This window comes from Nocardia violaceofusca NBRC 14427 (genome assembly GCF_963869435.1).
Classification (GTDB): domain Bacteria; phylum Actinomycetota; class Actinomycetes; order Mycobacteriales; family Mycobacteriaceae; genus Nocardia; species Nocardia aobensis.
This window is the reverse complement of record NZ_CAWMPM010000024.1, coordinates 138,332-162,890: the sequence shown is the minus strand read 5'-3', so window position 1 is coordinate 162,890 and position 24,559 is coordinate 138,332. Positions and strand designations below refer to the sequence as shown.

Below are 24,559 nucleotides of genomic sequence, written 5' to 3'. Positions count from 1 at the left end.
TGGACGGGTTTCAGAGCCGACGGCCGCCGTCGACGTAAATGGTCTGGCCGGTGATGAAGGACGCCTCGTCGGAGGCGAGGAAGGCCACGGTGTTGGCGATGTCCTCGGGGCGGCCGACCCGGCGCACCGGCGTGATCTCGGCCGATTTCGCCTGCCACTCTTCGACACTCACGCCGACGCGGGCCGCGGTGGCGGCGGTCATCTCGGTGACGATGAAGCCGGGGGCCACCGCGTTGACGGTGATGCCGTAGGGGCCCAGTTCGATCGCCAGGGTGCGGGTGAGTCCCTGAATGCCCATCTTGGCGGCCGAGTAGTTGGCCTGCCCGCGGTTGCCGAGCGCCGAGACGCTGGAGGTGTTGACGATCTTGCCGTACCGGCGGGCGACCATATGCCGTTGTGCCGCACGCGAACACAGGAACGCACCGCGCAGGTGGACCGACATCACGGTGTCCCAGTCGTCGGCCGACATCCTGAACAGCAGATTGTCGCGCAGCACGCCGGCGTTGTTGACCAGGATGTCGAGCGATCCCAGTTCCGCGGCGACACGATCGAAGGCGGCGTCGACGCTCGCCTCGTCGGTGACGTCGCAGGCCAGCGGGACGGCCACGCCGCCGGCGGCGACGATCTCGTCCGCGGTTGTCTTGCAGGCGTTCTCGTCGAGGTCGGCGATGGCGACGGCCGCCCCGTCGGCGGCCAGCCGGGCCGCGGTGGCCGCGCCGATGCCCCGGGCGGCCCCGGTCACCACGGCCACTCTGCGCTGATCTGTCATCGAATTCTCTCCTCGCAATCGGTTGTCACACGAAGGCGTTCACGCCCGTGAGGGCGCGGCCGATGAGTAGTTTCTGGATCTGGCTGGTGCCTTCGTAGAGGGTGAGCACCCGCGCATCGCGCAGATACTTCGACACCGGGTACTCGTCGATGTACCCGTAGCCGCCGAAGACCTGGATGGCGTTGTTCGCCGCCTTCACCGCGGCCTCGCTGGCGAACAGCTTCGCCACCGACGCCTCGGTGCCGAACGGCCGGCCGCGCTCGACCAGGTCGGCGACCCGCCAGGCCAGCAGCCGCGCGGCCTCCACGTCCACGGCGATATCGGCGATCAACTCCTGGACCAGCTGGTAGGAGGCGATCGGTTTGCCGAACTGTTCGCGTTCTCCGGCGTAGCGCACGGCGGCCTCGAGACAGGCGCGGGCCACACCGACGCATCCGGCGGCCACGCCCATGCGCCCCTTGTCGAGGGCGGCCATCGCGATCCGGAAGCCTTGCCCCTCGCCGCCGAGTCGCGCCGAGTCCGGCACCCGCACTCCGTCGAGCACGATTTCCGCGGTGGCCTGGCCGCGCAGGCCGAGCTTGCCCTTGATCTCGGTGCGGCCGAAACCCGATGCGTCCGTGGGCACGAGGAAGGCGGTGACCCCCTTGGGCCCCGGTTGGCCGGTGCGGGCGAAGATCAGCGCGATATCGGCCCAGGTGCCGTTGGTGATGAACATCTTGGTGCCGGTGAGCACCCAGTCCTCGCCGTCGCGGACCGCGCGGGTGGTCAGATTCGCCGCGTCGGATCCGGTGCCCGGTTCGGTGAGGCCGAAGCAGCCCAGTGACTCCCCCGCGCACAGGCGCGGCAGCCAGTCCTGTTTCTGCTGTTCGCTGCCGTAGGTCTCGAGCGATTTGCCGACCAGGCCGAGCGAGACCGAGACGATGCCGCGCACCGAGCTGTCGCCGCGGCCGAGTTCTTCGAGCAGCAGGCAGTACGACAGCGCGTCGCCGCCCGAACCGCCGTGTTCCTCCGGGATCTCGATGCCGAGAAAGCCCATGTCACCGAGCTTGCGCACGATCGCGGTATCCACCGATTCGGCGCGGTCCCAGGCCGCGGCATAGGGCACGACCTCCTTGTCGACCCACGCGCGGGCGACCTCGCGCAGCTCGCGGTGGGCATCGCCGAGTTCCAGATCCATGACGGGAAAACTCCTAACCGAACGTTGTTAGGTATCTACGCCACGATAAACTAACACTGTTCGGATGTTCAAGGCCCCGGCCCCGGACGGTGTAGGTTGACTCGGCACGGATCGGTGTCGCGGCGAAGGAGGTGGCGAGGATGCCCCGGCCACGGGTACCGCTACTGAGTCGCGAACGCATCCGCGAGACGGCACTGGAATTGATAGACCGCGACGGGCTACCCGAGCTCTCGATGCGGAAACTGGCCGCCGAACTGGGCGTTCAGGCGGCCTCGCTGTACGGCCACTATCCCACCAAGGACGATCTGCTCGACGATATCGCCGCCGGCATCATGTCCCATGTGGACGCCTCGGCCTTCGAAACCGCCGACTGGCGCACCGGCCTCGTCTCGTGGGCGCGTTCCTACCGCGCGGCCCTGGTCCGCCACCCCAACTTCGTCCCCTACCTGGCCTCGGGCCCCGGTAAGCGCGAGGAGAATCTGCGCGCGGCCGACGCCGTGCACGGCGGCCTGGTCGGCGCCGGGTGGCCACCCCGCCAGGCCACCATGATCGGGGCGGCCACCCGGTATGTGGTGATGGGCTCGACCATCGGCTCGTTCTCCCGCGGCTTCGTCGACGACGTCCAGGTCTATCGCGACCGCTACCCGCACCTGGAACAGGCGCACCTGCTGCGCGCCAAGGCCGACGAAATCGACTCGGAGAGTTTCGAATTGGCGCTGGAATCGTTTGTGACCGGGCTGGAGATCCGCTTCGCCGCCATCCAGCAGCGCCGCGCCCGCCGGCGCGAGAAAACCACCGAGGGCTGACACGGCTCAGACGGCAGAAAACGCCGCGGGCCGGCTCGGACCATGATTCCGAGCCGGCCCGCGGCGGGTACAGCGATCTCAGAGATCGGCGAAGACCGACCTGACCTCGTCCTCGGTCAGCCCGTAGTCGGCCAGCGAATACTTGTGGGCGGGTTTGCGATCGCCCGATTTGCTCTCCTCGTCGAGGGCCTGCATCGCATTGCGGGCGGGTTCGGTGTAATCCAGCCCGAAGGTCGAATAGATCTTCTCGACCGTGCCGAACGGGTCCGCCCGCAGATCCTCGAATTGCACGTCGAGGAACTGGCCGGGGTTGTAACGCTTACGCGCGGAATTGAATTCGCGCAGGCCTCGTGACCACAACTCCAGCTGGGTGCGGCCGATCGTCTCGCCGATGAAGGTGTTCGACCAGCCCTTGGTGGCCTGTTCGGACAGGCTGCACGAGGAACCGACGATGGTCACCGGGTCACGGTGGGTCTGGATGATCAGCGCGTCGGGGTAGACCTCCATGAGCGCGTCCAATGCGAACAGGTGACTGGGATTCTTCAGCACCCAGCCCCTGGAATCACCGAGGCCGATCAACTGCAGATTGCGCTTGTGCCGCTCATAGGCGTTGGTCCAGTCCTGCTTCTGCAACCACTGCGAATAGGTCGGCAGGTAGGCCAGCGATTCGTAGGCGATGGACTTCACCGTCTGGCGCAGCAACTGCCAGCATTCCTCGACCTCGGCGGCACTCATGTAGTGCAGGCCCATGAATTCCGGATTGTCGATGTGATGCTGTGCGAAACCGGCGTCGATCTGCTGGAACACCGGATTGTCGGCCCAGGTCTCACGCGGCGGGCGCGGCTGCGGCAATTCGGCCAGCCACATCTCCAGCGCCTGATGCTGCGGGTCGGCGGCCAGCAGCCGGTGCAGCGCGGTGGTGCCGGTGCGGGGCAGGCCGGTGACGAAGATCGGCCGCTGGATCGCGGTCTCGGCGTATCCGGGGTTCGCCTTCCAGGACGCCTCGCTCAGCGCCCGCGCGACCAGTGCGCCGCGCAGGAAGTAGCGGTTCATCTTGGAACCGAGTTCGGTGAGGTCGGCGTCGCGCCGATACGAGTCGAGCAGCACACCGAGCGCCTCGGTGTAGTCGTCGGGGCCGAAATCGGTGAGGCCGCACGCCTTGGTGGCGGATGCGTGCAGATCCTCGACGGTGCCGACGTTGGTACGAGCGGTCATGAAATTCTGTTCCTCACACGTGGTATTCGCCGCAGTTGACGTCCAGGGTCTGGCCGGTGATGGCACTGGCCCAGTCGGACGCGAGAAACACCACGGCTTTGGCGATCTCGTCCGGTTCGGGCAGTCGCTTCAGATCCGACCGGGAGGCGGTCTGCTCGTACACCTGGTCGACGGTGATGCCGTATTTCTTGGCGACCTCACCGAAATACCACTTCAGCTGATCGGCCCAGATGTAGCCGGGCGCCACACTGTTGACCCGAATCCCCTTGGCGCCCAGTTCGGTTGCCAGCGTCTGCGACATCGCCAGCAGCGCCGATTTGGCGACCTTGTAGCTGCCGTAGCGCGGTTCGGAGTGCCGCAGCACCGACGAATTGATCATCACCACCGCGCCGCGAGTCTTGGCCAGTTCGTCGGTGAAGGCCTGGGTCGCGCGCAGCGTGCCCAGTACCGTCAGCTCGAGACTGTCGCTGATCTGCTGAAAGTCCGTGCGCGCCAGCGATTTCATCGACGGCATCGCGAATGCGTTGTTGACCAGCGCGTCGACCCGGCCGAAGGTCTCGACCGTGCGCTCGACCAGATTCGCCACCGCGGCATCGTCGGTGATGTCGGTCGGCACGACCAGGCTCGTCCCGCCCGCGCCGTCGATCTCGTCGGCCACCTCCCGCAGCCGCGATTCGGTGCGTGCGGCCAGCACCACCTTGGCGCCGGCCGCGGCCGCTTGGACGCACAGGGCGCGGCCCAGCCCGGGGCCGACGCCGCTGATCACGACCACCTTGTCGGCCAGCAGGCCCGCTGCGGCGCTCATCCGAGCATCCGATCGGCGAAACCGCGCTGGCGGTCGGCGATACGGGCCCGCCAGCCCTGCTCATCGATGCGGTTGAGGTCGTAGTGCGGCAGCTGCGCCGCCACCTCGTCGAACGGCACCAGCGCGAACTGCGGTCCGTCCGCCGGGGTCATCTCACGAGCGACGCGCTGCCAGCGGAACTGCAGGATGCCGCGGCGGCGTCCGGTGGTCTCGATCCAATTAACGATGCCCGGATTGCGCGCCGAGACCACCATGCGGATCATCCCGTCCGGATCGACCTGGGCCTGTGCGCTGTTGAGGCTGGTCTGGTGGTTGACGTAGTCGAGGGAGATGTACCACCGGCTGCCGAGCTGGAATCCCTGATACGGCGCATCGGATTTCGGCACCGTGATCACCAGCGCCTGGTCGTCGTCGAGATCGAAGTGGCCGACCGAGGAGTACTGCGTGCTGAGCCCGCCCGGGGTCAGCCGCGGCTCGGTGAGGGTGTTCACCGGCAGGTCGAGATAGAACCACTTGGGGAAGTTGAACCAGGTGTGGATGCGCTGCACCAGCGCCCGCGCCGCGGCCCGATACCGCTTGCGCAACTGTTCGACACCGGGTTCGGGCGCCGCGGTACCGACGGTGTCGAGGCGCTCGATGCGGACACTGCCCTTCGTCTCCGCGTTCCAGTCGCCGTAGACCTCGCGCACCGCCAGCATCGAGGCGCCCTCACCGAGAACGAAATAGTTCGGCCCGGCATCGGCTTTCGGCGGCCCGAAGCGGAGCTGATAGCTGCCGTCCGCGGCGATCTGCAGGCGGCGGTCGTCGAAGGCGTCGTCGCCGTTGGGCACGTCGGTCGCGGTGTAGTCGCCGCGCAGCACCTGGAAGCTGAGGTCGACGGTGCTGCCGCGGACACCGGTGAGCAGATATTCCGCACCCGGCTCGACATTGGCGTGGTAGTAGAGCGTATCCGGGTTGTCCAGACCCATTTTCGCGTGCGGGCCGGTGGAGCTCACGAAGTACGGGTGGCTGGTGCCGTGCGTACCCGAGAGCTGCAGGCAGGCGGCGATACTGCCGGCGAGGTAGTCGTAGCCCTCGGCGAGATCCTTCTCGTCGTGGATGAAATCCGCTGCCGCGATCAGCTTCTCGGCCTCGGCGATCGCCGCGGTGAACGGTTCGGTCAGGGGAGCGCCGCCGCCCGGAAGTCCATTTCCGGTGGCGGTATCGGTTCCCGGTGACGAGCCTGTCGATGTACTCATGTCGTCCTAGCGTGTTGTGCGGGCGGTACTGCGGTTCACAGTCTCAGTTCGCGGCGGATCAGCGCGGCGATTTCGGCGGGTGAGCCGTGGTCGGGGGTGATCACGAGCTGGGCGTGTTCGGGACGTTCGTAGGGCGAGTCGATCCCGGTGAACTCCGGCAGCCGGCCCGCGCGGGCCTTGGCGTACAAGCCCTTCGGATCGCGGCGCTCACACACCTCCAGCGGTGTGTCGACGAAGATCTCGTGGAAGTCCAGGCCGCTCGCGGCGTGCACCCCGCGCGCCTGTTCGCGCTGGTCGGCGAACGGGCTGATCACCGAGACGATGGCGATCAGACCGGCGTCGGCGAACAGCGAGGCGACCTGGGCCACCCGGCGGATGTTCTCGCGCCGGTCGTCGTCGGTGAAACCGAGGTCGGCGTTGAGCCCGTGCCGCAGATTGTCGCCGTCGAGCCGGTAGGCCGGGCGGCCGGCGGCCACCAGCTGGCGCTCCAATTCCACGGCGATAGTGGACTTTCCGGAGCCGGACAGACCGGTCAGCCACACCGTCGCGCCGGCGTGCGGGCGCTCGCCGCGTCCCACCGACGAGCTGTGCCAGACGACGTCCGCACGCACCACCGCGGGTGCGGCCGAGACGTCGGGCACGGACTCCGGTCCGGTGTCGCGGGCCAGGATCATCCCGGCAGCCACGGTCTGGTCGGTGTCCTCGTCGACGAGGATGAAACTGCCGGTGCGGCGATTGTCGCGGTAGCTGTCGACCATCAGCGGACGCTGGCTGCGCAGGGTGAGGCGGCCGATGTCGTTGAGCGCCAGGGCTTCCGCGTCGGCGACCCGGTGCAGGGTGTTGACGTCGAGCCGGTAGTCGAGTTCGTGGACCTGGACGCGGGTGGTCTGGGCGGCGGTGCGGATCGTGTAGCGAGCACCGGGCCGCAGTTCGGTGGTCTCGGAGAACCAGCACACCATGGCGTCGACCTCACCGGCGATATGCGGCCGGTTTCCGGGACGGGCCAGCATATCTCCGCGCCCGACGTCGACCTCGTCGTCGAGTTCCACCGAGACCGCCATCCCGGTGAACCCCTCGTCCACCTTCACCCCGCCCGGCCCCCAGATCCGCGCGACCCGCGACGAGCGCCCGGACGGCAGCACGACCACCTCGTCGCCGGGTTTGAAGATGCCGCCCGCGATGGTTCCGGCATAGGTGCGATGCCCGGCCCCGCCGGCGGCGGCGTCGGCGGCGTGCGGGCGGATCACGTACTGCACCGGCAGCCGCGCGTCGATCAGATTGCGGTCCGAGGCGATATGCACCTGTTCGAGGTGGCTCAGCAGCGGCGGGCCGGCGAACCACGGCGTATGCGCGGAATCGGTGACCACGTTGTCGCCGTGCAGCGCCGAGACCGGCACGAAACTCAGGTCGCCGACGGTCAGCTTCGCCGCGAAATCGGCGAATTCCTCGCGGATCTCCTCGAACCGCGCGGCCGACCAGTCCACCAGATCCATCTTGTTCACACACACCACCAGGTGCGGCACCCCGAGCAGCGAGGCCAGGAACGCATGCCGGCGGGTCTGCTCGACCACGCCCTTGCGCGCGTCGACCAGAATCAACGCCAGATCGGCCGTGGAGGCGCCGGTCACCATATTGCGCGTGTACTGCACGTGGCCCGGGGTGTCGGCGATGATGAACTTGCGGCGCGGCGTGGTGAAGTAGCGGTAGGCCACGTCGATGGTGATGCCCTGCTCCCGCTCGGCGCGCAGGCCGTCGGTCACCAGCGCCAGATCCGTTGCGGCATCGCCACGTTGGGCGCTGGCCCGTTCGATGGCGGCCAGCTGATCGGAGAACAGGTTCTTGGAGTCGTAGAGCAGGCGGCCGATGAGGGTGGACTTGCCGTCGTCGACGCTGCCGGCCGTCGCGAGACGTAACAGATTGCGGCTCATCAGAAGTAGCCCTCCCGCTTGCGGTCTTCCATCCCGGATTCGGAGATGCGGTCGTCGGCGCGGGTGGCGCCGCGTTCGGTGAGCCGGGTGATCGCGGTTTCGGCGATCACGGCCGCCGGATCGGCGGCCTCGCTCTCGATACATCCGGTGCAGGTGGCATCGCCGACGGTGCGGAACCGGACCGTCGTCTCGAACACCTTCTCGTCCGCGCCCGGAGTCAGGAAGGGATTGGCAGCCAGCAGCATTCCGTCACGCCGGAAGACCGGGCGGCGGTGCGCGTAGTACAGCGGGGGCAGTTCCACCGCCTCGCGGTCGATGTACTCCCAGATGTCGAGTTCGGTCCAGTTCGACAGCGGGAACACCCGGATGTGCTGTCCCGCACGGTGTTTGCCGTTGTAGAGGTTCCACACCTCCGGGCGCTGCGCCCGCGGCTCCCAGGCACCGAATTCGTCGCGGAAACTGAACACCCGCTCCTTGGCGCGCGCCTTCTCCTCGTCGCGCCGCGCCCCGCCGAACACGGCGTCGAAGCGATGTTCGGCGATCGCACGCAGCAATGTGGTGGTCTGCAACCGATTCCGGCTCTCCCCCGGGCGTTCGATCACCCGCCCGGCGTCGATATCGTCCTGCACCCGAGCCACCAGCAGCCGCGCACCGAGCCTGGCCGCCGTGCGATCGCGGAAGTCGATCACCTCGTCGAAGTTGTGCCCGGTGTCGACGTGCAGCAGCGCGAACGGCAGCGCCGCCGGCCAGAACGCCTTCCGCGCCAACTCCAGCATCACCGCCGAGTCCTTACCGCCGGAGAACAACAGCACCGGCCGTTCGAAGGTGGCCGCCACCTCCCGGAAGATGTGCACCGATTCGGCCTCGAGGGCCGACAGATGCGACAGCTCGTATCCCGTCCGCATCACATTCGCCTTGTCCGCATCGCTCGCACCGCTTCCCCGAATCCGAAATCTCGACCACTTCCGGGTTGCGATGTCGAATATTCGACGCTATTGTTCGATATTGTGACACCGACGATAAGCGGATGCGGGTGCGTCGGTCAAGGGGCTGTCGCCCCCGCGCGGATTTCGCCGCCCACCCGGCCGCCCTACCGGCGCGGCGTCGCTGCGTCGACCGGCCGCGGGAGCGGATGGTGAGCCCCTGCGCTCCACGGCACCGGTGATCTCGGACTTCGGCGTGGCCATTGCACGCCGCGGCGAGCACCGTGCCGAGATGGCCCCCACCCCAGAGCGCGGAGCCAACAGGAAGGTCGCCGTATCCGGAAGCTCCGACATTCGCTACCCGCCCGCCGCGCCCCGATGTCGACCGGACCGAACGCAGCCACCGCACTCGAAGGAGCGCGGCTGCGGCGACCGGTACGGTGAGCGGCGGTGTGGCCCGTCACCGTCGAGTGCGGCGCGATCACCGGCCGCATGGATCGACCTATCGACCAGGAAAGGGCGCCATGTCCGAGGGCACCGACATCGCTACTCCCGCCGCCTCCGCGGGATCACCACCCACGCATCGGGTGGTGCGGGTGATCGAACTGCTGTCGCGCCGTCCCGCCGAGCACTTGTCGCTGGCGCGGATCGTGCGCGAGACCGGACTCTCCCGGGCGACGGCACATGCGGTGCTGACCCAGCTCACGGCCGACGGCTGGACCGTGCGCGATCTCGACGGCAACTATGGCCTGGGGATGGGGCTGCTCGCCGTCGCACGCCGTGCGGAGGCGGCGTTCCCGCTGCGCCGGCTGGCCGCCGATCTCCTGCGGGAATTCGTTGCCGAACAGGGCTTTCCGGTCTTCCTGGCCGAGCGCGACGACGGGTCGATCATCATCACCGAGGTCGCCGGGACTCCCTCGGTGCCGTGGATCCGGCAGGGCCGCCGCCTGCCCCTCGCACCGCCGGTCGCGCGCGAATTCATCGCCTGGGCACCAGCTTCCGAACGCACCACCTGGATCGACCACGCCGACCCCGCCCATCGCGAACGCCTGCTCGCGGTACTCGACGCCGTCCGCGCCCGCGGCTACTCCGTCGAACGCCTCGCCGACGAATCCGCGCCCATCCTCGAAGCCCTTGCCGCCCTGCGCAACTCACCGGTCACCGACCCGCTCCGCAACCGCCTGGGCAGCATGATCACCGACCTGATCACCATCGACTACCTCCCCGACGAACTCGGCGCCGAGAACGCCGTAGTCACCGTCGCCGCCCCCATCTTCGCCGGCGACCGCGTCATCGCCGCCGTAGTCGCCTGCCCCGACACCCGCCTCTCCGCCCAGCACCTCACCAACCTCGGCGCCGCCATCACGGCCACCGCAGAAAAGATCACCCGGACCACCACCGGCACCTGACCGACCGGCATGCCTTGCCCGAGCATAGGAATGCCGATCGCGACGGGCGGGCAACTGCCGCCACCGGTACATCGATTCAGGGCCGAAGACTGCCATGGCGGAAGGAAGCGCCTGGTCCCACCGGGCCTCCACATGCCACAACCAGACCACGCGCATCGACGCTGCAGCAACTACGGTCGGAATGTGCCGACCTCAACCTTCCCACGCCTTTCCCTCCACCTCCGCCGTGGCGTTCTCCCCCTGCGGATTTCGATCGCCGCACTCGCAGTGACCGCGGCCTTGTCCGGCTGCGGGTCCGAAAGTGCGACGCCCGCAACGACTACCACCCTCGCGGGCACTTCGGCTGCCACTGCGCACACGTCCGGCGGCGCGACGAGCGCACCGAACGCCGCGAACCCCAGCGCGAGCACATCTCCCTCGCCCGGCACGGTCACCGTTCCCGATGTCCGCGGGGACCGCCCGGCCCTCGCCGATCAACTCCTCACCGCCGCCGGCCTGCACGCGCACATCACCGGCGGCACCGGCCGCGGACCGGGTGGCGGTCAGTGCGTCATCAGCAGCCAGACCCCTGACGCGGAGACCTCGGTACCCACCGGCACCACGATCGAGCTCGCCACCGGCGAGGTCGGCGGGCAGAGTCCCTGCTGACCCACGGCCATCGAGTTACGGTCGCACCATAGGGTTTTCCGGAGGCTGGGACACCGTGGCAACCTTGGTCGACGACCGCTGGGTCGAGCGTCGTCCACGGCGATATCGGTCCCGAGCACATCCTGGTCGAGGCCGGCCGCACCACCAGGGTGATCGATTTCGTCGACGCTCACCTGCGGTATGGCATCGGCTCGGGCCGTGGCACGAGGTGACCCACGGCCTCGAGACCGGCTCGGCCGCGCATATCCGCAGCGGGCTGGCCGGCGTGCTCGAGCGCCTGTCCCCGGCGGATCAACCACGCAGCCGGTAGCTGGGGCCCGGGTTCGCCGCGACGTAGTCGGCCCACGTGCGGGTGCCGTCGGCGTGCTCGGGACAGGTGTTGTCGCCGGCACGGAAGCTCTGCGCGATCTCGCCGGGGAGCGGGAGCGGCACCGTCCGCCGAGGGCGCCCGTAATGCTGCTGCCACGTCTTCACCAACTCGCCCAGCGTGGATACCTGCGGTCCACCGAAATCTGCCGCACGGCTGCGGGGTTCGCCTTCGACGAGGTCGGCCAGGCGGGTGGCCACATCTTCGGTGGCGACCGGCTGGAAGCGGAAATCCAAGGGCAGCGGGGCGATCGGAAGCTTCTGCACCCCGGCGAGCACCGCGGCGATCAGGTCGTGGAATTGGGTGGCGCGCTGAATCGTATGCGGCACACCGCTGTCGGCGATCAGGTGTTCGCAGGCGAGTTTCTTGCGGTAGTAGCCGAAGGGGATGCGGTCGATGCCGACGATCGACACGTAGATCAGATGCCGCGCTCCCCCGGCGGCCGCGAGCAGATTCCGCGTCTGCTCGATATCCGGTTTGCCGAACCGCCGGAAGTCCGAGGCCGCGTGCACGATCGACTCCGCACCCTCGGCAGCGTCGCGCACACCGGCCCCCGTCGCCAGATCCCCCACGTGCGTTCCCGCACCCGGGCGTCGCGAGAGCACCCGCACGTCGTGCCCGCGTTCGCGCAGCCGATCCACGATGTGCCGCCCGAGCGCGCCTGTCCCACCGGTCACCAGCACTGTGCTCATGCCTCCACCCAACCCCGCCCCCGCGGTCCGGGCAAGCACCCGGCAGCCGATGTCACATCCGGATCAGCACGGTAAGCGTCGGCAAGTCGGGTGCTGGGTGAACTAGCAAGTCGGGTGCTGGGTGAACTAATCGTGCAAACCTCGCCGAATCCGGCGGTTTTCCGCATTTCCAGTGGCGGTTTGCACGAAAAGTTCACGGGGCGTCCCAACTCCCCTCGCCCGGCACGCCCGCACATCGGCGGACGCACCATCCGAACCACACTGCGCGGGAACCGATCCCACATCCCCCGCGTCGAAGTATCCGGGGGCGCCGAGTGCCGGAGAGGTGACGGCCGATCCCGATCGGCATCGGATTCAGTCGCAAGGACGGACTTATGATTGCTCGGCGTTCGGATATCGCCACCTACATCGTGGTGGCGTACGCACTCGCGTGGGTGCTCGCGTCGATTCCCTGGATCGACGGAAAAGGGCTGGAATCGGTCCCCTGGCTGCACGACGGAGCGGCCCTCATGATGTTCGCCCCGACAGTGGCCGTTCTGGTCGCACGGTCGAGGATGCGGCAGCCCGTCATCGCGCGCTCCGCGGCCCCGGGCGTCCAGGCCGCTCCCGGCTTCGCCGCCGACGTCGGCCTCGGACTCGGTCCGGCACCCGCGCGCACCGCCCGGTTGATGGTCGCCGCCTGGCTCGGCACGCAGATGGTCGCGTGGATCGGCTACGAGATCAGTGCGGCGCTCGGCTGGTTCCATTTCGATCTGGGCACAATCGACACTTCGATGCTGGTCGCGATGCTGTTCGAGACGCTGACGACGTCCGTCATCGCGACGCTGCCGAATGCGCTCGGCGAGGAGATCGGTTGGCGCGGTTGGCTACTGCCACAATTGATCTCCCGCTACGGCACCCCGGTGGCGCTGATCGCGACCGGCGTCGTCTGGGCCCTCTGGCACGCCCCGCTGACACTGCTCGGTTACGGCTTCACCGATATCGGCGCCTGGTCGGCGGCGGCCTACATCCCGTTCTGCATCTGCTTCGGCGCCGTCCTCGGCTGGCTGCGCCTGCGGTCGGCCAGCGTGTGGCCCGCGGCGATCGCGCACGCGTCGTGGAACGGCGGAGCGATGATCTTCGGCGCCCTGCAGTCGGCCGACTCGAGCGAGCACGCGCACACGCTGCTGGGCGGTTCCGGCATCCCGGGGTGGATCCTGTGGGCGGCCGTGGCGACCGCACTGTTCGCCTTCGCGCCGATTGCGAAAACCCCCGCACCTGCACCGCGAACTTCGGTGCAGACGTAGCGCCGCTACTGTGGTTAGCTTTGAGGCCATGAGTACCACGCTCGCTGCTCTTCCGGAGGAATACCTGCCCCGCGACACCGCGGATGTCGTTCGCACAGTGCGAGATTCACGACCGCAACCGCTGACCGTGCGCGGCGGCGACCACAGCAGCGAGCAGCTCGACGACGAACCGGCCCCGCCCGACCGTCGCATCGTGATGTCGCTGCGGCGGATGAACCGCGTGCAGGCGGTGGACGCCGACGCGCGACTGGTGCGGGTGCAGGCCGGCGCACGCCTGTCCGATATCGATCGCACCCTGGCCGCGCACGGCCTGGGGCTGCCGATCGTCGGCGACCACCGCGAGATCACCGCCGGCGGTTTCGCGGCCGTCGGCGGGCTCAGCGCGGCCTCACACCGCTACGGCATGTTCAGCGACAACGTGGTCGCCCTCGAATACGTGGACCCCGAGGGTCGATTCGGCACCTGCGGGCGCACCCATCACGCCGACCGCTTCCGGCGCATCCTCGGCGGAGCCGGGCGCACCGGCATCATCACGGCGCTGACGCTGCAAGCCATCGAGGTCGACAAGGACCACACCTGGCTGACGTCCGACGCGCACCGATTCCTCGACTTCGACACGTTCGTCGAACACTCGCACGCCGAGATCACCCGCCCCGGCGACGCCCTGCTGCAGGTCGGCCGCTGGGTCGACACCGCGCCGCTGCGGGTGTCGCGACCGGTCGGCACCGGCAACATCCAGCTCGGCACGGTCCGCTTCGGCCAGTGGTCGAGTCTGCATCCCACCACCGCCACCCCCTCACTGCGGGCCCGCCGTGAACTGGGTGCGCGGGCGCGAAAGTCGTTGGGCGCCATCGCCTCCGCCGCGGGCGGCCGCGCCGGTATGCCGGTGCGCAACGCCGCCGCCGGCGCGCTGATGTTCGCGCCGAAGGTGCTGACGCTGCGCGACGCCGAATATCTCGCCGACACGGTGATCAGCTCCTCCGAGCGCGGCCCCGCCTACCGGGTGGCGGTCTTCGCGCCCATGAGCAGCTACAGCACCGTCTTCCACCGGCTGCACGACCTGTTCGCCGACCACCGCGAACGCAGCGGCGCCATCACGGTCATCTCCGCCATGACCTACGGCGTGCGCTCCCCGGATCTGCACGAATCCGCGGGCGAGGACCACGGCTTCATCACCTTCACCTGCCGCCTGCGCCCCACCGGCACCTACTCCGGCCGCTCCGGCGCACCGGAACTGATGCGTGAGATCACCTCCGGCATCGACGACATCTGCCGCTCCGAACGCGCCCGCCGCTATCACACCCCCGACTGAACCCTGTGCGTAGACCGAACGCCCCGGCAGACATGTCGGGGCGTTCGGCTTTTCCGGCAGTATCTCGAACGGCCCCCGCAACGACGAAGCGCCCCGGCCGAAGCCGGGGCGCTCGCGACTGCCGTCAGATGCTCAGTGCTTCTCGGGTCCCACGTGGTACTCGAACACCAGGCCGGCGACCGAGGCCAGGACACAGAGCACGCCCAGGCCGATCAGCCAGTACTGGAAGAACGCGAAGCCGAGCGCGGTGACCGAGGCGGAACCGGCCAGCAGGATGGGCCAGAAGCTGCCGGGCGAGAAGAAGCCCAGGTCGCCGGCGCCGTCGATGATCTCGGCCTCTTCGTAGTCCTCGGGGCGCAGATCCAGGCGGCGGGCCACGAAGCGGAAGTAGGTGCCGACGATCAGCGTCAGTCCGGCGGTCAGCACGATGGCGGTGGTACCCGCCCACTCGACGCCGGTGCGGGACTGGCCGGTGAAGAATCCGTAGACAACCGCCACGATGATGAAGAACACCGTGAGCAGCTCGAAGATGCGTGCTTCGACCTTCATGTCAGTTCAGTACCCTTCTTACTTGCTCTCGGCCTGGCTGGCTTCACGCGCGGTGCGACGGGTGTCGAACGGATGCGTGGTCGTCGCGACCGGCGACTCGCCGATGCTCGACAGGGCCTCGGCATTGGTCTTACCCGCTTCGCGGGCGGCGATGTACTTGTCGAACTTGTCCGGCGTCACGGCACGCACTTCGAAGTTCATCATCGAGTGGAAAGTACCGCACATCTCCGCGCAGCGGCCGACGAAGGCACCCTCGTGCTCGATCTTGGTGATCTGGAAGGTGTTGTCGGAGTGGTTTTCCTTCGGGTTCGGCATCACGTCGCGCTTGAACAGGAACTCCGGCACCCAGAAGGAGTGGATGACGTCGGCGGAGGCCAGCTGGAATTCCACGACCTTGTTGGTCGGCAGCACCAGCACCGGGATCTCGTTGGACGAGCCGACGGTCTCCACCTTGTCGTAGTGCAGGTAGGAGATGTCGTTGGCGGGCAGGCCGTGCAGCGGACCCGGCTGCGGGTGGCCGTCGGCGGTGCGCTCCTTGTACTCGCTCTGAATCTGCTCGTTCATCGCCTGACGGGTCTGGTCGACACCGTCGTGGACCTGGCCGTTCTGGCCGACGACCTTCTGGTAGCCGAACTTCCAGTTCCACTGGAACGCGGTCACGTCGACGACCACATCGGGGTTCGAGGTCTTCTCGTGCACGTAGTTCTGCACGACCACGGTGAAGTAGAACAGCACCGCGATGATCACGAACGGAATCGCGGTGTAGGTCAGCTCCAGCGGCACGTTGTAGCCGGTCTGCCGCGGGAACTCCGGGGAGTTCTTCTTCTTGCGGTGGAAGGCCACGGTCCAGAAGGTCAGGCCCCAGACCAGCACACCCATCGCCAGGGCGGCGACGACCGACCACGTCCACAGTTCCCGCATCCGGGTCGCCTGCGGGGTCACACCCGAGGGCCAGCCGAACCGAAGCACGGGATTGTCGATCGAGCAGCCCGAGACGAGCATCACGGTGATCCCCATGGACACCGCCAGCCCGGCCCGCCGAAGGATGCGGCCCCGCCGTACCCGGGCGGGTCGTGCCCCTATCGCTTCGCTCGCCTTGTGCGCCACGCTCAACGCCTTCCTGGTCGTCCATCCGACACGGCGCCACCCGGATGCCGGGCGGCGCGTTTTCAGCACGTTCGGGAGCCTTCCGCGAGCCGCACCGAACGCGCGGCCGACCACGAGAGTTCCCGAGTACTACGCAGCGTAGACCAAACCGCCTCCCGCGTTGTGCCCGGGTCGCTTTCGACACACCGGCCACCGGGTGCGATCCCCGGCCGTACCTCCGCGCCGCTCACGCGCCCGTACGCGAAATCCCTGGCGAGCGCGACCGCCGCCCAGCGAGGCGACGAGCAGGCCCGCGGTGCGGCATACTCGGGGACTGGTTTCGAATGTTCTCCGCGTACCCGATCCGGAAACGAGGTTCTCGACGCAGTGTGTGGACTGCTGGGATTTCTGACCGCCGATGTGGCCACCGACTCCGTCGTACAGCAGGTGTACGACGCCTTGCAGTGCGGGCGCCATCGCGGCCCGGACGAGCGCGGCACCTGGCACGACGAACACATCATCCTGGGCTTCAACCGCCTGTCGATCATCGACATCGAGCATTCGCATCAGCCGCTGCGCTGGGGTCCGCCGGAGAATACGCAGCGTTATGCGCTGGCGTTCAACGGTGAGATCTACAACTACCTGGAGTTGCGCGCGCAGCTGAGCGAGGAGTTCGGGGCGCGGTTCGCCACCGAGGGGGATGGTGAGGCGATCGTCGCGGCCTATCACCACTGGGGCACCGCGGCATTCTCCAAGCTGCGCGGCATGTTCGCCTTCGCCATCTGGGACACCGAGACCCAGGAGCTGGTACTGGCCCGCGACCCGTTCGGTATCAAGCCGCTGTTCCTGGCTACCGGCCCGGGCGGCACCGCCTATGCCAGCGAGAAGAAGAGCCTGCTGGAACTGCTGCCGGCCCTGAATCTCTCGGACGCACTGGATCCGCGCGCGCTCGAGCACTACACGGTGCTGCAGTACGTGCCGGAGCCGGAATCGCTGCACGCGAACATCCGCCGCCTGGAATCGGGCTGCTACGCCACGCTGCGCCCCGGCGCCGCGCCGGAAGTCACCCGTTACTTCGAGCCGAACTTCCGGGTGCGCCCGTTCGCGGCCGGCTCGGAGGACGCCCGCTACCGCGAGATCGCGGCGGTGCTCGAGGATTCGGTCGCCAAGCACATGCGCGCGGACGTCACCGTCGGCGCCTTCCTGTCCGGCGGCATCGACTCCACCGCCATCGCGGCGCTGGCGATCCGGCACAACCCGAATCTGCTCACCTTCACCTCGGCGTTCGAGCGGGAGGGGTATTCGGAAGCCGATGTGGCGGCCGAGACCGCGGAGGCGATCGGCGCGAAGCATTTCATCCGCACCGTCAGCCCCGAGGAATTCGCCGGCGCGATTCCCGAGATCGTCTGGTACCTCGACGATCCGGTCGCCGATCCGGCGCTGGTGCCGCTGTATTTCGTGGCCCAGGAGGCCCGCAAGCACGTCAAGGTGGTGCTCTCCGGCGAGGGTTCCGACGAGCTGTTCGGCGGCTATACGATCTATCGGGAACCGTTGTCGCTCAAGCCTTTCGAGTACCTGCCGAAGGGCGTGCGGCGGCTGGCCGGCAAGCTCTCGGACCGGATTCCGGACGGGACGCGCGGCAAGAGCCTGCTGCACCGCGGTTCACTGCCGCTCGAGCAGCGCTACTACGGCAATGCCCGCAGCTTCAACGACGCCCAGTTGCGTTCGGTGCTGCGCGAATTCCGCCCGGAGTGGACGCATCAGGATGTGACGGCCCCGATCTACGCGCGCTCGCGCGGCTGGGATCCGGTGGCGCGCATGCAGCATCTGGACCTGTTCACCTGGTTGCGCGGCGACATCCTGGTCAAGGCCGACAAGATGACGATGGCCAATTCGCTCGAGTTGCGGGTTCCGTTCCTGGATCCCGAGGTGTTCGCGGTCGCCGAGCAGATCCCGTATCAGCAGAAGATCACCAAGGAGACCACCAAGTACGCGCTGCGCCGCGCGCTCGAGACAATCGTCCCGCCGCATGTGCTGCACCGGCCGAAACTGGGCTTCCCGGTGCCGCTGCGGCACTGGCTGCGCGGACCGGAACTCTACGACTGGGCCGCCACCCAGATCGCGGAATCGCAGACCGACCATCTGCTGGACAAGTCCGCGATCAAGGCCATGCTCGAGGCGCACCGGGCCGGCAACGGCGACCACAGCCGTCGCCTGTGGACGCTGCTGGTGTTCATGATCTGGCACGGCATCTTCGTCGAAGACCGCATCAAGCCCGATATCCAGGAGCCGACCTACCCCGTGCGGCTCTAGCCGGCGGATACCAGCGACGCGGGCGTCGTACCGCGGCCGATCACGGCCGGCGGTGCGGCGCCCGTCCCGTGTGCGGCGACCCCCTTCGAAGGCCCACTCGTAGTCATGTCATCTTTTCGACGCTCTTGAACGTACCGTTAAACAGCGGTACATTAAATGACGTCAAGCTAGTCGCGCGGCCCGATCGGGCCGCGGACGGATACGACCGAGACACGTACCGAAGGAATTCCGATGGTTCGAAACGACCTGCCCTCGAAGCTCCGCACCCGCATGTCACGCACCGTGATCACGGTCGCCATCGCGGCGGCGCCGATCGTGGCGGCCGCCACCCCCGCTCTCGCCGAACCGGCGGCGGCCCCAGCCCCGGCCCCGGCCCAGGCCCAGGAAATCCATGGCTGGGGCCACCACGGCTGGGAGCATCACGGTGGTTGGGGAATGCCGGGCTGGGGCCTGCCGCGCGGAGGCTACGGCGGCTTCTATCCGGGATGGAACAGCCCGTGGTCGGGTGGCTACGGATACGGGTACGGCTACGGCTACTCGCCGTTCTCGACCGGCAGCGCCTCCTGAGCCGAGATCACATCGGCTCGATCGCACCCGGCACACGGCCTAACCTCGTAGCTATGTGCCGAAATATCACCGCCCTGCGCGGCCTCGAACCGGAAGCCACGGCCGAGGAGATCGAGGCGGCCGCGCTGCAGTACGTCCGCAAGGTGGGTGGCCTGAGCAGTATCTCCGCGGCCACCCGCCCCGCGGTCGACGAGGCCGTCGCCGAGATCGCCGCGGCCACCACCCGCCTGCTGGCGGCCCTGCCCGACCGCAAGGTGCCGCCGAAGTCGGTTCCGCCGCTGCGGCGACCGGAGGTGCAGGCGCGCATCGCCGCCCGCGCCTGAGCCCGGAGCGGACCTAACCCTTCGCCACCACGCGGACCGTCGACAGGGTGGGGTCGGTGGCATCGGGTGGAAAACGTCGACTCGTACGCATCGACCGCGTCGGCCATCAATTCCTGCGCCTCACCCAGCACCCCGTACCGCAGCAGACGATCGTCGAGCCCGTTGAGCGCGACCACGTCCGCGGCGAACGCATCCGGCCCGAGGACGTCCAGTACCCGGGAATCGACTCCCCGTCCCTGCTTGTGACCCGGTGGACTGAACGGCACGAAGCCCCGCCGCCGGAAATCGCGCAGCGCGTCGAGCACCGGGGCCCTGTCGTGATCCATAGTGCTCGGCTAACCACCGATCCGGACGCCAAGTCCTCGAGCCGTCGTCCCGGCTCGTGATTCACCCGGAGTTCGCCGTGGCGTCGGGTTTTCTGAACCCGCGCACGGTTGGCTGGAGGTATGGACGAGCGGGATGCGTCGGAGCCGGTATCGGAGCAGGCGGGTAGCGCCGGGGCGGGGGCCGGTCCTGGTTCGACGCCGGGCACCGGTACCCACGGAGATGTCACCGCCGGGCCGCACGCCGCCGCACGAGCAGGCGGACCGGAGGGAGGCGGCGCGCGCCCCGACCGATCGCGCGGGGTGAGCCGGCGATGGCTGTTCGGCGCGTCGGGGGCGGCGGCGCTCGCCGGGCTGGCCGTGGGTGCGGGGACGACGGCGGCATTGCACGACGAGGGTTCCTCGACCGGCGGCGGGCGATTCTGGCCGCTGTCACCGGAATTGGCGACGGGTCCGGCCCGGGTGGCCGCACCGCCGGTAACGGGATTGCACCTGCAGTTCGGTGCCGACGCCGCGCGCGAGGCCGTGGTGAGCTGGCAGAGTTCGGCATCGGTGCGCAATCCGGTGGTGCGATTCGGCACGGCCACAACCGGATTCGGCGCGGCCGCGCAAGCACAGACCCGGGTCTACCGGGACGCCGCCTCGGGCACCGAGGTATACGCCCATCACGCGGTCCTGACCGGGCTCACGCCGGACACCGACTACATCTACGCAGCCGGACACGACGGTGCCACACCGGAATTGGGCACGCACCGCACCGCGCCGGCGGGCCGGGCCGCGTTCCGCTTCACCAGTTTCGGTGATCAGGGCACTCCGACGCTCGGCAAGCTGGACAACGGCCGCTACGTCAACGACAACCTCGGCTCCCCCGTCGCCGGTGACGTCACCGCGGGGATCGAACATCTGGCCCCGCTGTTCAATCTCGTCAACGGCGATCTGTGCTACGCCAATCTCGCCACCGACCGGATCCGCACCTGGAACGACTGGTGGGCCAACAATTCCCGGTCCGCTCGCCACCGCCCGTGGATGCCGGCGCCGGGTAACCACGAGAACGAACGCGGCAACGGCCCGATCGGCTACGAGGCGTTCCAAACGTATTTCACCGTGCCCGACAGCGGGGCCGAGGATCTCGCGCGCGGGCTCTGGTACGCCTTCACGGTCGGCGCGGTCCGGGTGATCGCGGTGGCCAACGACGACATCTGCCTGCAGGACGGCGGCAACTCCTATGTGCACGGCTACTCCGGCGGTGCCCAGAAGCGTTGGCTGGACAAGGAATTGGCTACCGCTCGGGCGGACCGCGCGATCGACTGGATCGTCGTGTTCATGCATCAGACCGCGATCTCCTCCGCCGACAAGGCCAACGGCGCCGATCTGGGGATCCGCCAGGAATGGCTACCGCTGTTCGACCGTTACCAGGTCGACCTGGTGCTGTGCGGCCACGAACACCATTACGAGCGTTCCCATCCCGTCCGCGGCGTCCTCGGCAGTGACACCCTCACCCCGAAACCGGTCCCGGAGGCGGTCACGCCCGCCACCGCGACCACACCGGAGATCATCGACACCTCCAGGGGCACAGTGCATCTCGTGATCGGCGGCGGCGGAACCTCCGTCCCCTCGAACGGGCTGTTCTTCCCCGGGCAGCAGTGCCGGGTGATCACCGGCGTCGGCGCGGTCGACCCCGCCACCGGCAAGAAGGCGCCGATCTATGTGATGGAGCAGGCACCCTGGTCGGCCTTCAAGGATCCCGACCATCCCTACGGATTCTGCGCTTTCGACGTCGATCCCGGCGCCCCCGGCGGCCACACCACCATGACCGCCACCTACTACGCCGTGACCGACACGGTCAAGCCGGTGGACAGTTTCATCCTCACGCGGCCGCGTTCCGACCACTGACCCGGCCGCGGTCATCGGCACCTGCACCGACGTGAACGGCTCGGCCCACATCACCGCCGGTCACCTGTCCTGCCCGCACATCCCCCACCGCACCCGTCACGCCGCACACAACGCCGTCGCTCATCGGCCCGGCTCTGAACACCGTAGGCAGCGAGACGGCCCCGCCGCCCAACTGTTACGTGACATGGATCAGATCCAGCACCCGGCGTGCCAATTCGGCGTCGGTGGACTCGGCTCGCGTGGCCGGCCGCCGATGCCACACGGTGAGAAGCAGGTCCGCCGCATTGCCGGACAGAACCGTATCGGCCGCCGCCGCGCCGTAGTCGATCGTCGGTTCCGGATGGGTCAGGCGCAGCGTCCACGGCGGGCCGTCGAGGTCGGTGCAAACGAATTGCGTTGCGGTCCCGACGAGTTCGCCGGGCACATCGACTCGGGCGAGGAAGCGTGGGACGAAGACGTGCAGCCATTCGTCGATGCCGTCACCCGCGAAGTCCGCGTCGATCGGCGCCGCCGCGCCGGGCCGCACCGCGTCCTGCGCATCCCACCGGTGCATCGCCGTCTCATGGGCCTGTCGCCGCAGCCAGAACCGCACGGTCCGCCGGCCGAGGAAGGTGTCGACCTCGCCGTCGAGATCCATCCCGTCCAGCTGTCGCAGCAGCAGATCGCGGCTCTCGCGATACCACTTCGAAAGGTCCTCACCGTCGGGGCGGGGAACCGGCGCGTCGTCGCCGCGCAGGAATCCCGCCGCCCACCGATGCACCCGGCCCACGTGGGAGATCAGGCGCGCCACATCCCATCCGGGACAGGCCGCCACCGGCGCCCCGTACGCGTCCCGCGGTATCGCGGCGATCGCGTCGCCCTCGGCTACGAGTGCCGCCAGCCACCGTGAATCGTCCATGCACGCAACCTATCCGCCGCGTCACGACGGCGCATCGCTCACGATCTCCGGTAGCCGGTCCGCACCCCAGCTGCGGTGGATGTAGCCGACGACCCGATCCAGTTCCGCGCGCTCCACCGCGGCCGGTTCGCCGCGTTCGAGCGGATCGAAATGGAAGATGTAGAGCCGCGACGCGAACTGTTCGAACGGCAGCGATCCCTCCCCGAACCGTTCGCCGTGCCCGGCGGTGCCGACGACCACGCCGTCACCCCAGTCCTGGCCACTGTCGTTGTTCGGGTTGTAGAAGTAGACCCGCATGGTGTCCTGCGGATCGAGGCTGACCCGCAGGACGGTGATCGCGTGCCAGCCGACGAACCGGGCGGCGCTGTCGGTGACCGCGATGCCGGCCGGCTGCGGGTGGATCAGCGGCTGATTGCCGTTGTAGAAGGGGTGGTAGCTGGCGTAGAAGTGCCGCAGGAATTCGTCGACGTCGATCAGCCGCCCGGTATCCACATCGACGTTGATACGGAATCCGCGCCCGGACCACCAGCCGTGGAATTCGGGGTTGATCCACCGATGCGGGTCCCCCTCGCGGCCGACGCAACGCCGGCCCATCTCCGCGTAGATCCGGTCGAGATGGGGCACGACCAGCAGTGATACCGGGTCCAGATCCATCGGCAGGGTGGTCGCCACCCCGGCCCCCGCCTCCAGCGAGGAAATCGGCTGCCCCTCGAAATGCATGACGATCTCGTCGTCGCGGGCCGCCCACGCCACGGTCTGCAACAGGTAGTCGGGATCGTTGTAGGCCCACATCGACAGGGCGCGCGCCGACTGGCAGGTCGGATTGTCACCCTGCCCGACGCCGAGCGGCAGACCCAGGATCGACAGCATCCCGGACAGCAGCCGCGCCCGCGCGTCCGGCACCGGGCCGAACACCTCGTGCAGCCGTTCCCGCGAACGCGGCGACACCGGAAGCGCGAGTTGCCGCCACAGCGCGGGCGCGACCGGCGGTTGATACAGAATCCCCCGCTCCAGCAGCAGCGCGAGCCCGTAGATGCCCTGCGCGGTCTCGACGTGCACGGCCTCCTCGATCAGGTTGCGCACGAGTTCGTGGTAGCACAGCAGGCTGTCGCGCCCGGTGCTCGACAATCCCAGCGCCTCACCGAGCAGATATTCGCCCTTGGTCAGCAGGAACCGCAGCAGCACCGCGTGATACGGCGACACCAGCCCGGTGTCGTGCATCGAACGCGCGAAACCCGTTGCCTCGTACTGCAATGCGCTGTCGTCCATACTTTCCAGGCGCGTGCGGTAGACCTCCACGCCCGGATCCTCCCGGCATGCGTCGGTGGTGCCGTAGAGGCTGCTGATCAGCCGGTCCGCGCCCAGCCCGGCGGCGCCGAGATCGATATCGGGATTGCTGCGGGCGACGGCGATCTGCGTGATCATCCGCTTCACCTGCTCGACCTGGATGGGACGCTGGCGCAGAATCCGCCAGATCTCGTCGACCAGATGCTCGAGCACCTTCTCGTACCCGATTTCCTCCACCAGATGATGCAGCAGCTCCCGCGAGACCCGCGCCATCCGCCCCTGCTGTTCGCGTTCGGCCTCGCTCGGCGGCGTGAACAGCAGGCTCAGATTGACCGCCAGCACCTGCGACAGATGCCCCAGCGCCTGTTCCGCACTCACCGACGGATGCGGGTAATCACCTTTGGCCACCGCCAGCAACCGCAGATCGCTCACCGTCTCCAGCACCATCGTGTCGGCGTTGGCGCTGCGCAGCGAACCCACACTCAACGCGGGAATCAGGATCTCCGGATGCGCCCAGTCGGTGCCGAGGAACAGCCCGGCCGCCTCGAGCCCGCTCGCCCGCGCCCGCACCGCCGCGCAGCCGCCGGGCAGCAGCAGCACCCGCCGCAGCGCACCCAGCACCCTGGACAGCTTCACCTGCTTACCGAAATCGCTGGTGTCGCCCAGAATTCGGGTGGCTTCGTCCAGCGTGGCGAGACGCCTGTCCAGAGTGTCGTCGTCGCTGCCGAGTGGAGTCAATCAGGAT

At 68.4% G+C, this 24,559-nt stretch carries 21 protein-coding genes and 1 pseudogene; 9 read left to right on the top strand and 13 right to left on the bottom strand.

Going from position 1 to position 24,559, the window contains the following annotated elements; translation table 11 throughout:
* Positions 1-10 precede the first annotated feature (10 nt).
* Together fabG and AC5592_RS20335 are read right to left on the bottom strand one after the other, a co-directional pair.
* Positions 11-769 carry a 3-oxoacyl-ACP reductase FabG gene (gene fabG / locus AC5592_RS20340; RefSeq protein ID WP_063065138.1) on the bottom strand — a complete coding sequence of 253 codons (759 nt, stop codon included), beginning with the start codon at positions 767-769 and terminating at the stop codon, positions 11-13.
* Between the two features lie 25 nt (positions 770-794).
* Positions 795-1,946, bottom strand: a complete 1,152-nt coding sequence (locus AC5592_RS20335; RefSeq protein ID WP_063065137.1) for an acyl-CoA dehydrogenase family protein — start codon at positions 1,944-1,946, stop codon at positions 795-797.
* A 140-nt stretch (positions 1,947-2,086) separates the two neighbouring features.
* On the opposite strand from AC5592_RS20335, the gene AC5592_RS20330 reads away from it, so the two are divergent.
* Positions 2,087-2,752, top strand: a complete 666-nt coding sequence (locus AC5592_RS20330; protein WP_063065136.1) for a TetR/AcrR family transcriptional regulator — start codon at positions 2,087-2,089, stop codon at positions 2,750-2,752.
* Between the two features lie 78 nt (positions 2,753-2,830).
* On the opposite strand, the gene AC5592_RS20325 is transcribed toward AC5592_RS20330, so the two are convergent.
* Genes AC5592_RS20325 through cysD form a run of 5 tightly spaced genes read right to left on the bottom strand, consistent with a single transcriptional unit; the run spans position 2,831 to position 8,843 of the window.
* Entirely contained in the window at positions 2,831-3,967 is a 1,137-nt protein-coding gene (locus AC5592_RS20325) for a sulfotransferase family protein (protein WP_063065135.1), read from the bottom strand.
* Between the two features lie 13 nt (positions 3,968-3,980).
* On the bottom strand, positions 3,981-4,772 hold the full coding sequence (locus tag AC5592_RS20320) for an SDR family oxidoreductase (RefSeq protein WP_063065134.1): 792 nt from the start codon (positions 4,770-4,772) through the stop codon (positions 3,981-3,983).
* On the bottom strand, positions 4,769-6,010 hold the full coding sequence (locus AC5592_RS20315; protein ID WP_063065133.1) for a hypothetical protein: 1,242 nt from the start codon (positions 6,008-6,010) through the stop codon (positions 4,769-4,771). The genes AC5592_RS20320 and AC5592_RS20315 overlap by 4 nt, the downstream gene beginning before the upstream one ends.
* Before the next feature lie 35 nt (positions 6,011-6,045).
* Positions 6,046-7,938 (bottom strand): adenylyl-sulfate kinase, encoded by a 1,893-nt coding sequence (cysC, locus tag AC5592_RS20310; protein WP_051024488.1) that lies wholly within the window; start codon positions 7,936-7,938, stop codon positions 6,046-6,048.
* Complete coding sequence (gene cysD / locus AC5592_RS20305) at positions 7,938-8,843, bottom strand: sulfate adenylyltransferase subunit CysD (RefSeq protein WP_036500296.1); 906 nt, start codon at positions 8,841-8,843, stop codon at positions 7,938-7,940. The genes cysC and cysD overlap by 1 nt, the downstream gene beginning before the upstream one ends.
* A gap of 542 nt (positions 8,844-9,385) precedes the next feature.
* Between cysD and AC5592_RS20300 the strand changes: the two genes are divergently transcribed.
* On the top strand, positions 9,386-10,270 hold the full coding sequence (locus AC5592_RS20300; RefSeq protein ID WP_063920350.1) for an IclR family transcriptional regulator: 885 nt from the start codon (positions 9,386-9,388) through the stop codon (positions 10,268-10,270).
* Positions 10,271-10,279: 9 nt separating this feature from the next.
* Complete coding sequence (locus tag AC5592_RS20295; protein WP_084506922.1) at positions 10,280-10,918, top strand: PASTA domain-containing protein; 639 nt, start codon at positions 10,280-10,282, stop codon at positions 10,916-10,918.
* Between the two features lie 291 nt (positions 10,919-11,209).
* Here the strand turns inward: AC5592_RS20295 and AC5592_RS20290 are convergent, their stop codons facing one another.
* A complete protein-coding gene (locus AC5592_RS20290; RefSeq protein ID WP_036500187.1) occupies positions 11,210-11,977 on the bottom strand; it encodes an SDR family oxidoreductase in 768 nt (255 codons plus the stop codon).
* 374 nt (positions 11,978-12,351) lie between these two features.
* Here AC5592_RS20290 and AC5592_RS20285 point away from each other — a divergent pair, with 374 nt between their 5' ends.
* Complete coding sequence (locus AC5592_RS20285) at positions 12,352-13,263, top strand: CPBP family intramembrane glutamic endopeptidase (protein ID WP_063065131.1); 912 nt, start codon at positions 12,352-12,354, stop codon at positions 13,261-13,263.
* A gap of 28 nt (positions 13,264-13,291) precedes the next feature.
* Positions 13,292-14,575, top strand: coding sequence for an FAD-binding oxidoreductase (locus AC5592_RS20280; protein WP_036500186.1), 1,284 nt, complete (start codon positions 13,292-13,294; stop codon positions 14,573-14,575).
* 132 nt (positions 14,576-14,707) lie between these two features.
* On the opposite strand, the gene AC5592_RS20275 is transcribed toward AC5592_RS20280, so the two are convergent.
* Both AC5592_RS20275 and ctaC read right to left on the bottom strand, forming a co-directional pair.
* Positions 14,708-15,124, bottom strand: a complete 417-nt coding sequence (locus AC5592_RS20275) for a cytochrome c oxidase subunit 4 (protein WP_036500184.1) — start codon at positions 15,122-15,124, stop codon at positions 14,708-14,710.
* An 18-nt stretch (positions 15,125-15,142) separates the two neighbouring features.
* A complete protein-coding gene (ctaC, locus tag AC5592_RS20270) occupies positions 15,143-16,141 on the bottom strand; it encodes an aa3-type cytochrome oxidase subunit II (RefSeq protein WP_083870695.1) in 999 nt (332 codons plus the stop codon).
* A 456-nt stretch (positions 16,142-16,597) separates the two neighbouring features.
* On the opposite strand from ctaC, the gene asnB reads away from it, so the two are divergent.
* The 3 genes from asnB (at position 16,598) to AC5592_RS20255 (ending at position 19,413) form a co-directional block, all read left to right on the top strand.
* The gene (gene asnB / locus AC5592_RS20265; protein WP_063065130.1) at positions 16,598-18,523 is read left to right on the top strand and encodes an asparagine synthase (glutamine-hydrolyzing); all 1,926 of its coding nucleotides are present in this window, start codon (positions 16,598-16,600) and stop codon (positions 18,521-18,523) included.
* A 231-nt stretch (positions 18,524-18,754) separates the two neighbouring features.
* A complete protein-coding gene (locus AC5592_RS20260) occupies positions 18,755-19,090 on the top strand; it encodes a hypothetical protein (protein WP_063065129.1) in 336 nt (111 codons plus the stop codon).
* Between the two features lie 53 nt (positions 19,091-19,143).
* A complete protein-coding gene (locus AC5592_RS20255) occupies positions 19,144-19,413 on the top strand; it encodes a DUF2277 family protein (RefSeq protein ID WP_039777254.1) in 270 nt (89 codons plus the stop codon).
* Between the two features lie 128 nt (positions 19,414-19,541).
* On the opposite strand, the pseudogene AC5592_RS20250 reads toward AC5592_RS20255, so the two are convergent.
* Positions 19,542-19,739: pseudogene (locus AC5592_RS20250) on the bottom strand (hypothetical protein); the annotation flags it as partial.
* 120 nt (positions 19,740-19,859) lie between these two features.
* On the opposite strand from AC5592_RS20250, the gene AC5592_RS20245 reads away from it, so the two are divergent.
* Positions 19,860-21,629 carry a purple acid phosphatase family protein gene (locus AC5592_RS20245; RefSeq protein WP_084506920.1) on the top strand — a complete coding sequence of 590 codons (1,770 nt, stop codon included), beginning with the start codon at positions 19,860-19,862 and terminating at the stop codon, positions 21,627-21,629.
* A gap of 175 nt (positions 21,630-21,804) precedes the next feature.
* Here the strand turns inward: AC5592_RS20245 and AC5592_RS20240 are convergent, their stop codons facing one another.
* The gene (locus tag AC5592_RS20240) at positions 21,805-22,527 is read right to left on the bottom strand and encodes a maleylpyruvate isomerase family mycothiol-dependent enzyme (RefSeq protein WP_063065126.1); all 723 of its coding nucleotides are present in this window, start codon (positions 22,525-22,527) and stop codon (positions 21,805-21,807) included.
* Positions 22,528-22,548: 21 nt separating this feature from the next.
* On the bottom strand, positions 22,549-24,552 hold the full coding sequence (locus AC5592_RS20235; RefSeq protein ID WP_036500165.1) for a hypothetical protein: 2,004 nt from the start codon (positions 24,550-24,552) through the stop codon (positions 22,549-22,551).
* Positions 24,553-24,559 lie beyond the last annotated feature (7 nt).

Coding starts and splice junctions, on each gene's coding strand:
- fabG (WP_063065138.1), bottom strand. CDS start 769: ATGACAGATCAGCGCAGAGTGGCCGTGGTGACCGGGGCCGCCCGGGGC.
- AC5592_RS20335 (WP_063065137.1), bottom strand. CDS start 1,946: ATGGATCTGGAACTCGGCGATGCCCACCGCGAGCTGCGCGAGGTCGCC.
- AC5592_RS20330 (WP_063065136.1), top strand. CDS start 2,087: ATGCCCCGGCCACGGGTACCGCTACTGAGTCGCGAACGCATCCGCGAG.
- AC5592_RS20325 (WP_063065135.1), bottom strand. CDS start 3,967: ATGACCGCTCGTACCAACGTCGGCACCGTCGAGGATCTGCACGCATCC.
- AC5592_RS20320 (WP_063065134.1), bottom strand. CDS start 4,772: ATGAGCGCCGCAGCGGGCCTGCTGGCCGACAAGGTGGTCGTGATCAGC.
- AC5592_RS20315 (WP_063065133.1), bottom strand. CDS start 6,010: ATGAGTACATCGACAGGCTCGTCACCGGGAACCGATACCGCCACCGGA.
- cysC (WP_051024488.1), bottom strand. CDS start 7,938: ATGAGCCGCAATCTGTTACGTCTCGCGACGGCCGGCAGCGTCGACGAC.
- cysD (WP_036500296.1), bottom strand. CDS start 8,843: ATGCGGACGGGATACGAGCTGTCGCATCTGTCGGCCCTCGAGGCCGAA.
- AC5592_RS20300 (WP_063920350.1), top strand. CDS start 9,386: ATGTCCGAGGGCACCGACATCGCTACTCCCGCCGCCTCCGCGGGATCA.
- AC5592_RS20295 (WP_084506922.1), top strand. CDS start 10,280: ATGCCTTGCCCGAGCATAGGAATGCCGATCGCGACGGGCGGGCAACTG.
- AC5592_RS20290 (WP_036500187.1), bottom strand. CDS start 11,977: ATGAGCACAGTGCTGGTGACCGGTGGGACAGGCGCGCTCGGGCGGCAC.
- AC5592_RS20285 (WP_063065131.1), top strand. CDS start 12,352: ATGATTGCTCGGCGTTCGGATATCGCCACCTACATCGTGGTGGCGTAC.
- AC5592_RS20280 (WP_036500186.1), top strand. CDS start 13,292: ATGAGTACCACGCTCGCTGCTCTTCCGGAGGAATACCTGCCCCGCGAC.
- AC5592_RS20275 (WP_036500184.1), bottom strand. CDS start 15,124: ATGAAGGTCGAAGCACGCATCTTCGAGCTGCTCACGGTGTTCTTCATC.
- ctaC (WP_083870695.1), bottom strand. CDS start 16,141: ATGGGGATCACCGTGATGCTCGTCTCGGGCTGCTCGATCGACAATCCC.
- AC5592_RS20260 (WP_063065129.1), top strand. CDS start 18,755: ATGGTTCGAAACGACCTGCCCTCGAAGCTCCGCACCCGCATGTCACGC.
- AC5592_RS20255 (WP_039777254.1), top strand. CDS start 19,144: ATGTGCCGAAATATCACCGCCCTGCGCGGCCTCGAACCGGAAGCCACG.
- AC5592_RS20245 (WP_084506920.1), top strand. CDS start 19,860: ATGGACGAGCGGGATGCGTCGGAGCCGGTATCGGAGCAGGCGGGTAGC.
- AC5592_RS20240 (WP_063065126.1), bottom strand. CDS start 22,527: ATGGACGATTCACGGTGGCTGGCGGCACTCGTAGCCGAGGGCGACGCG.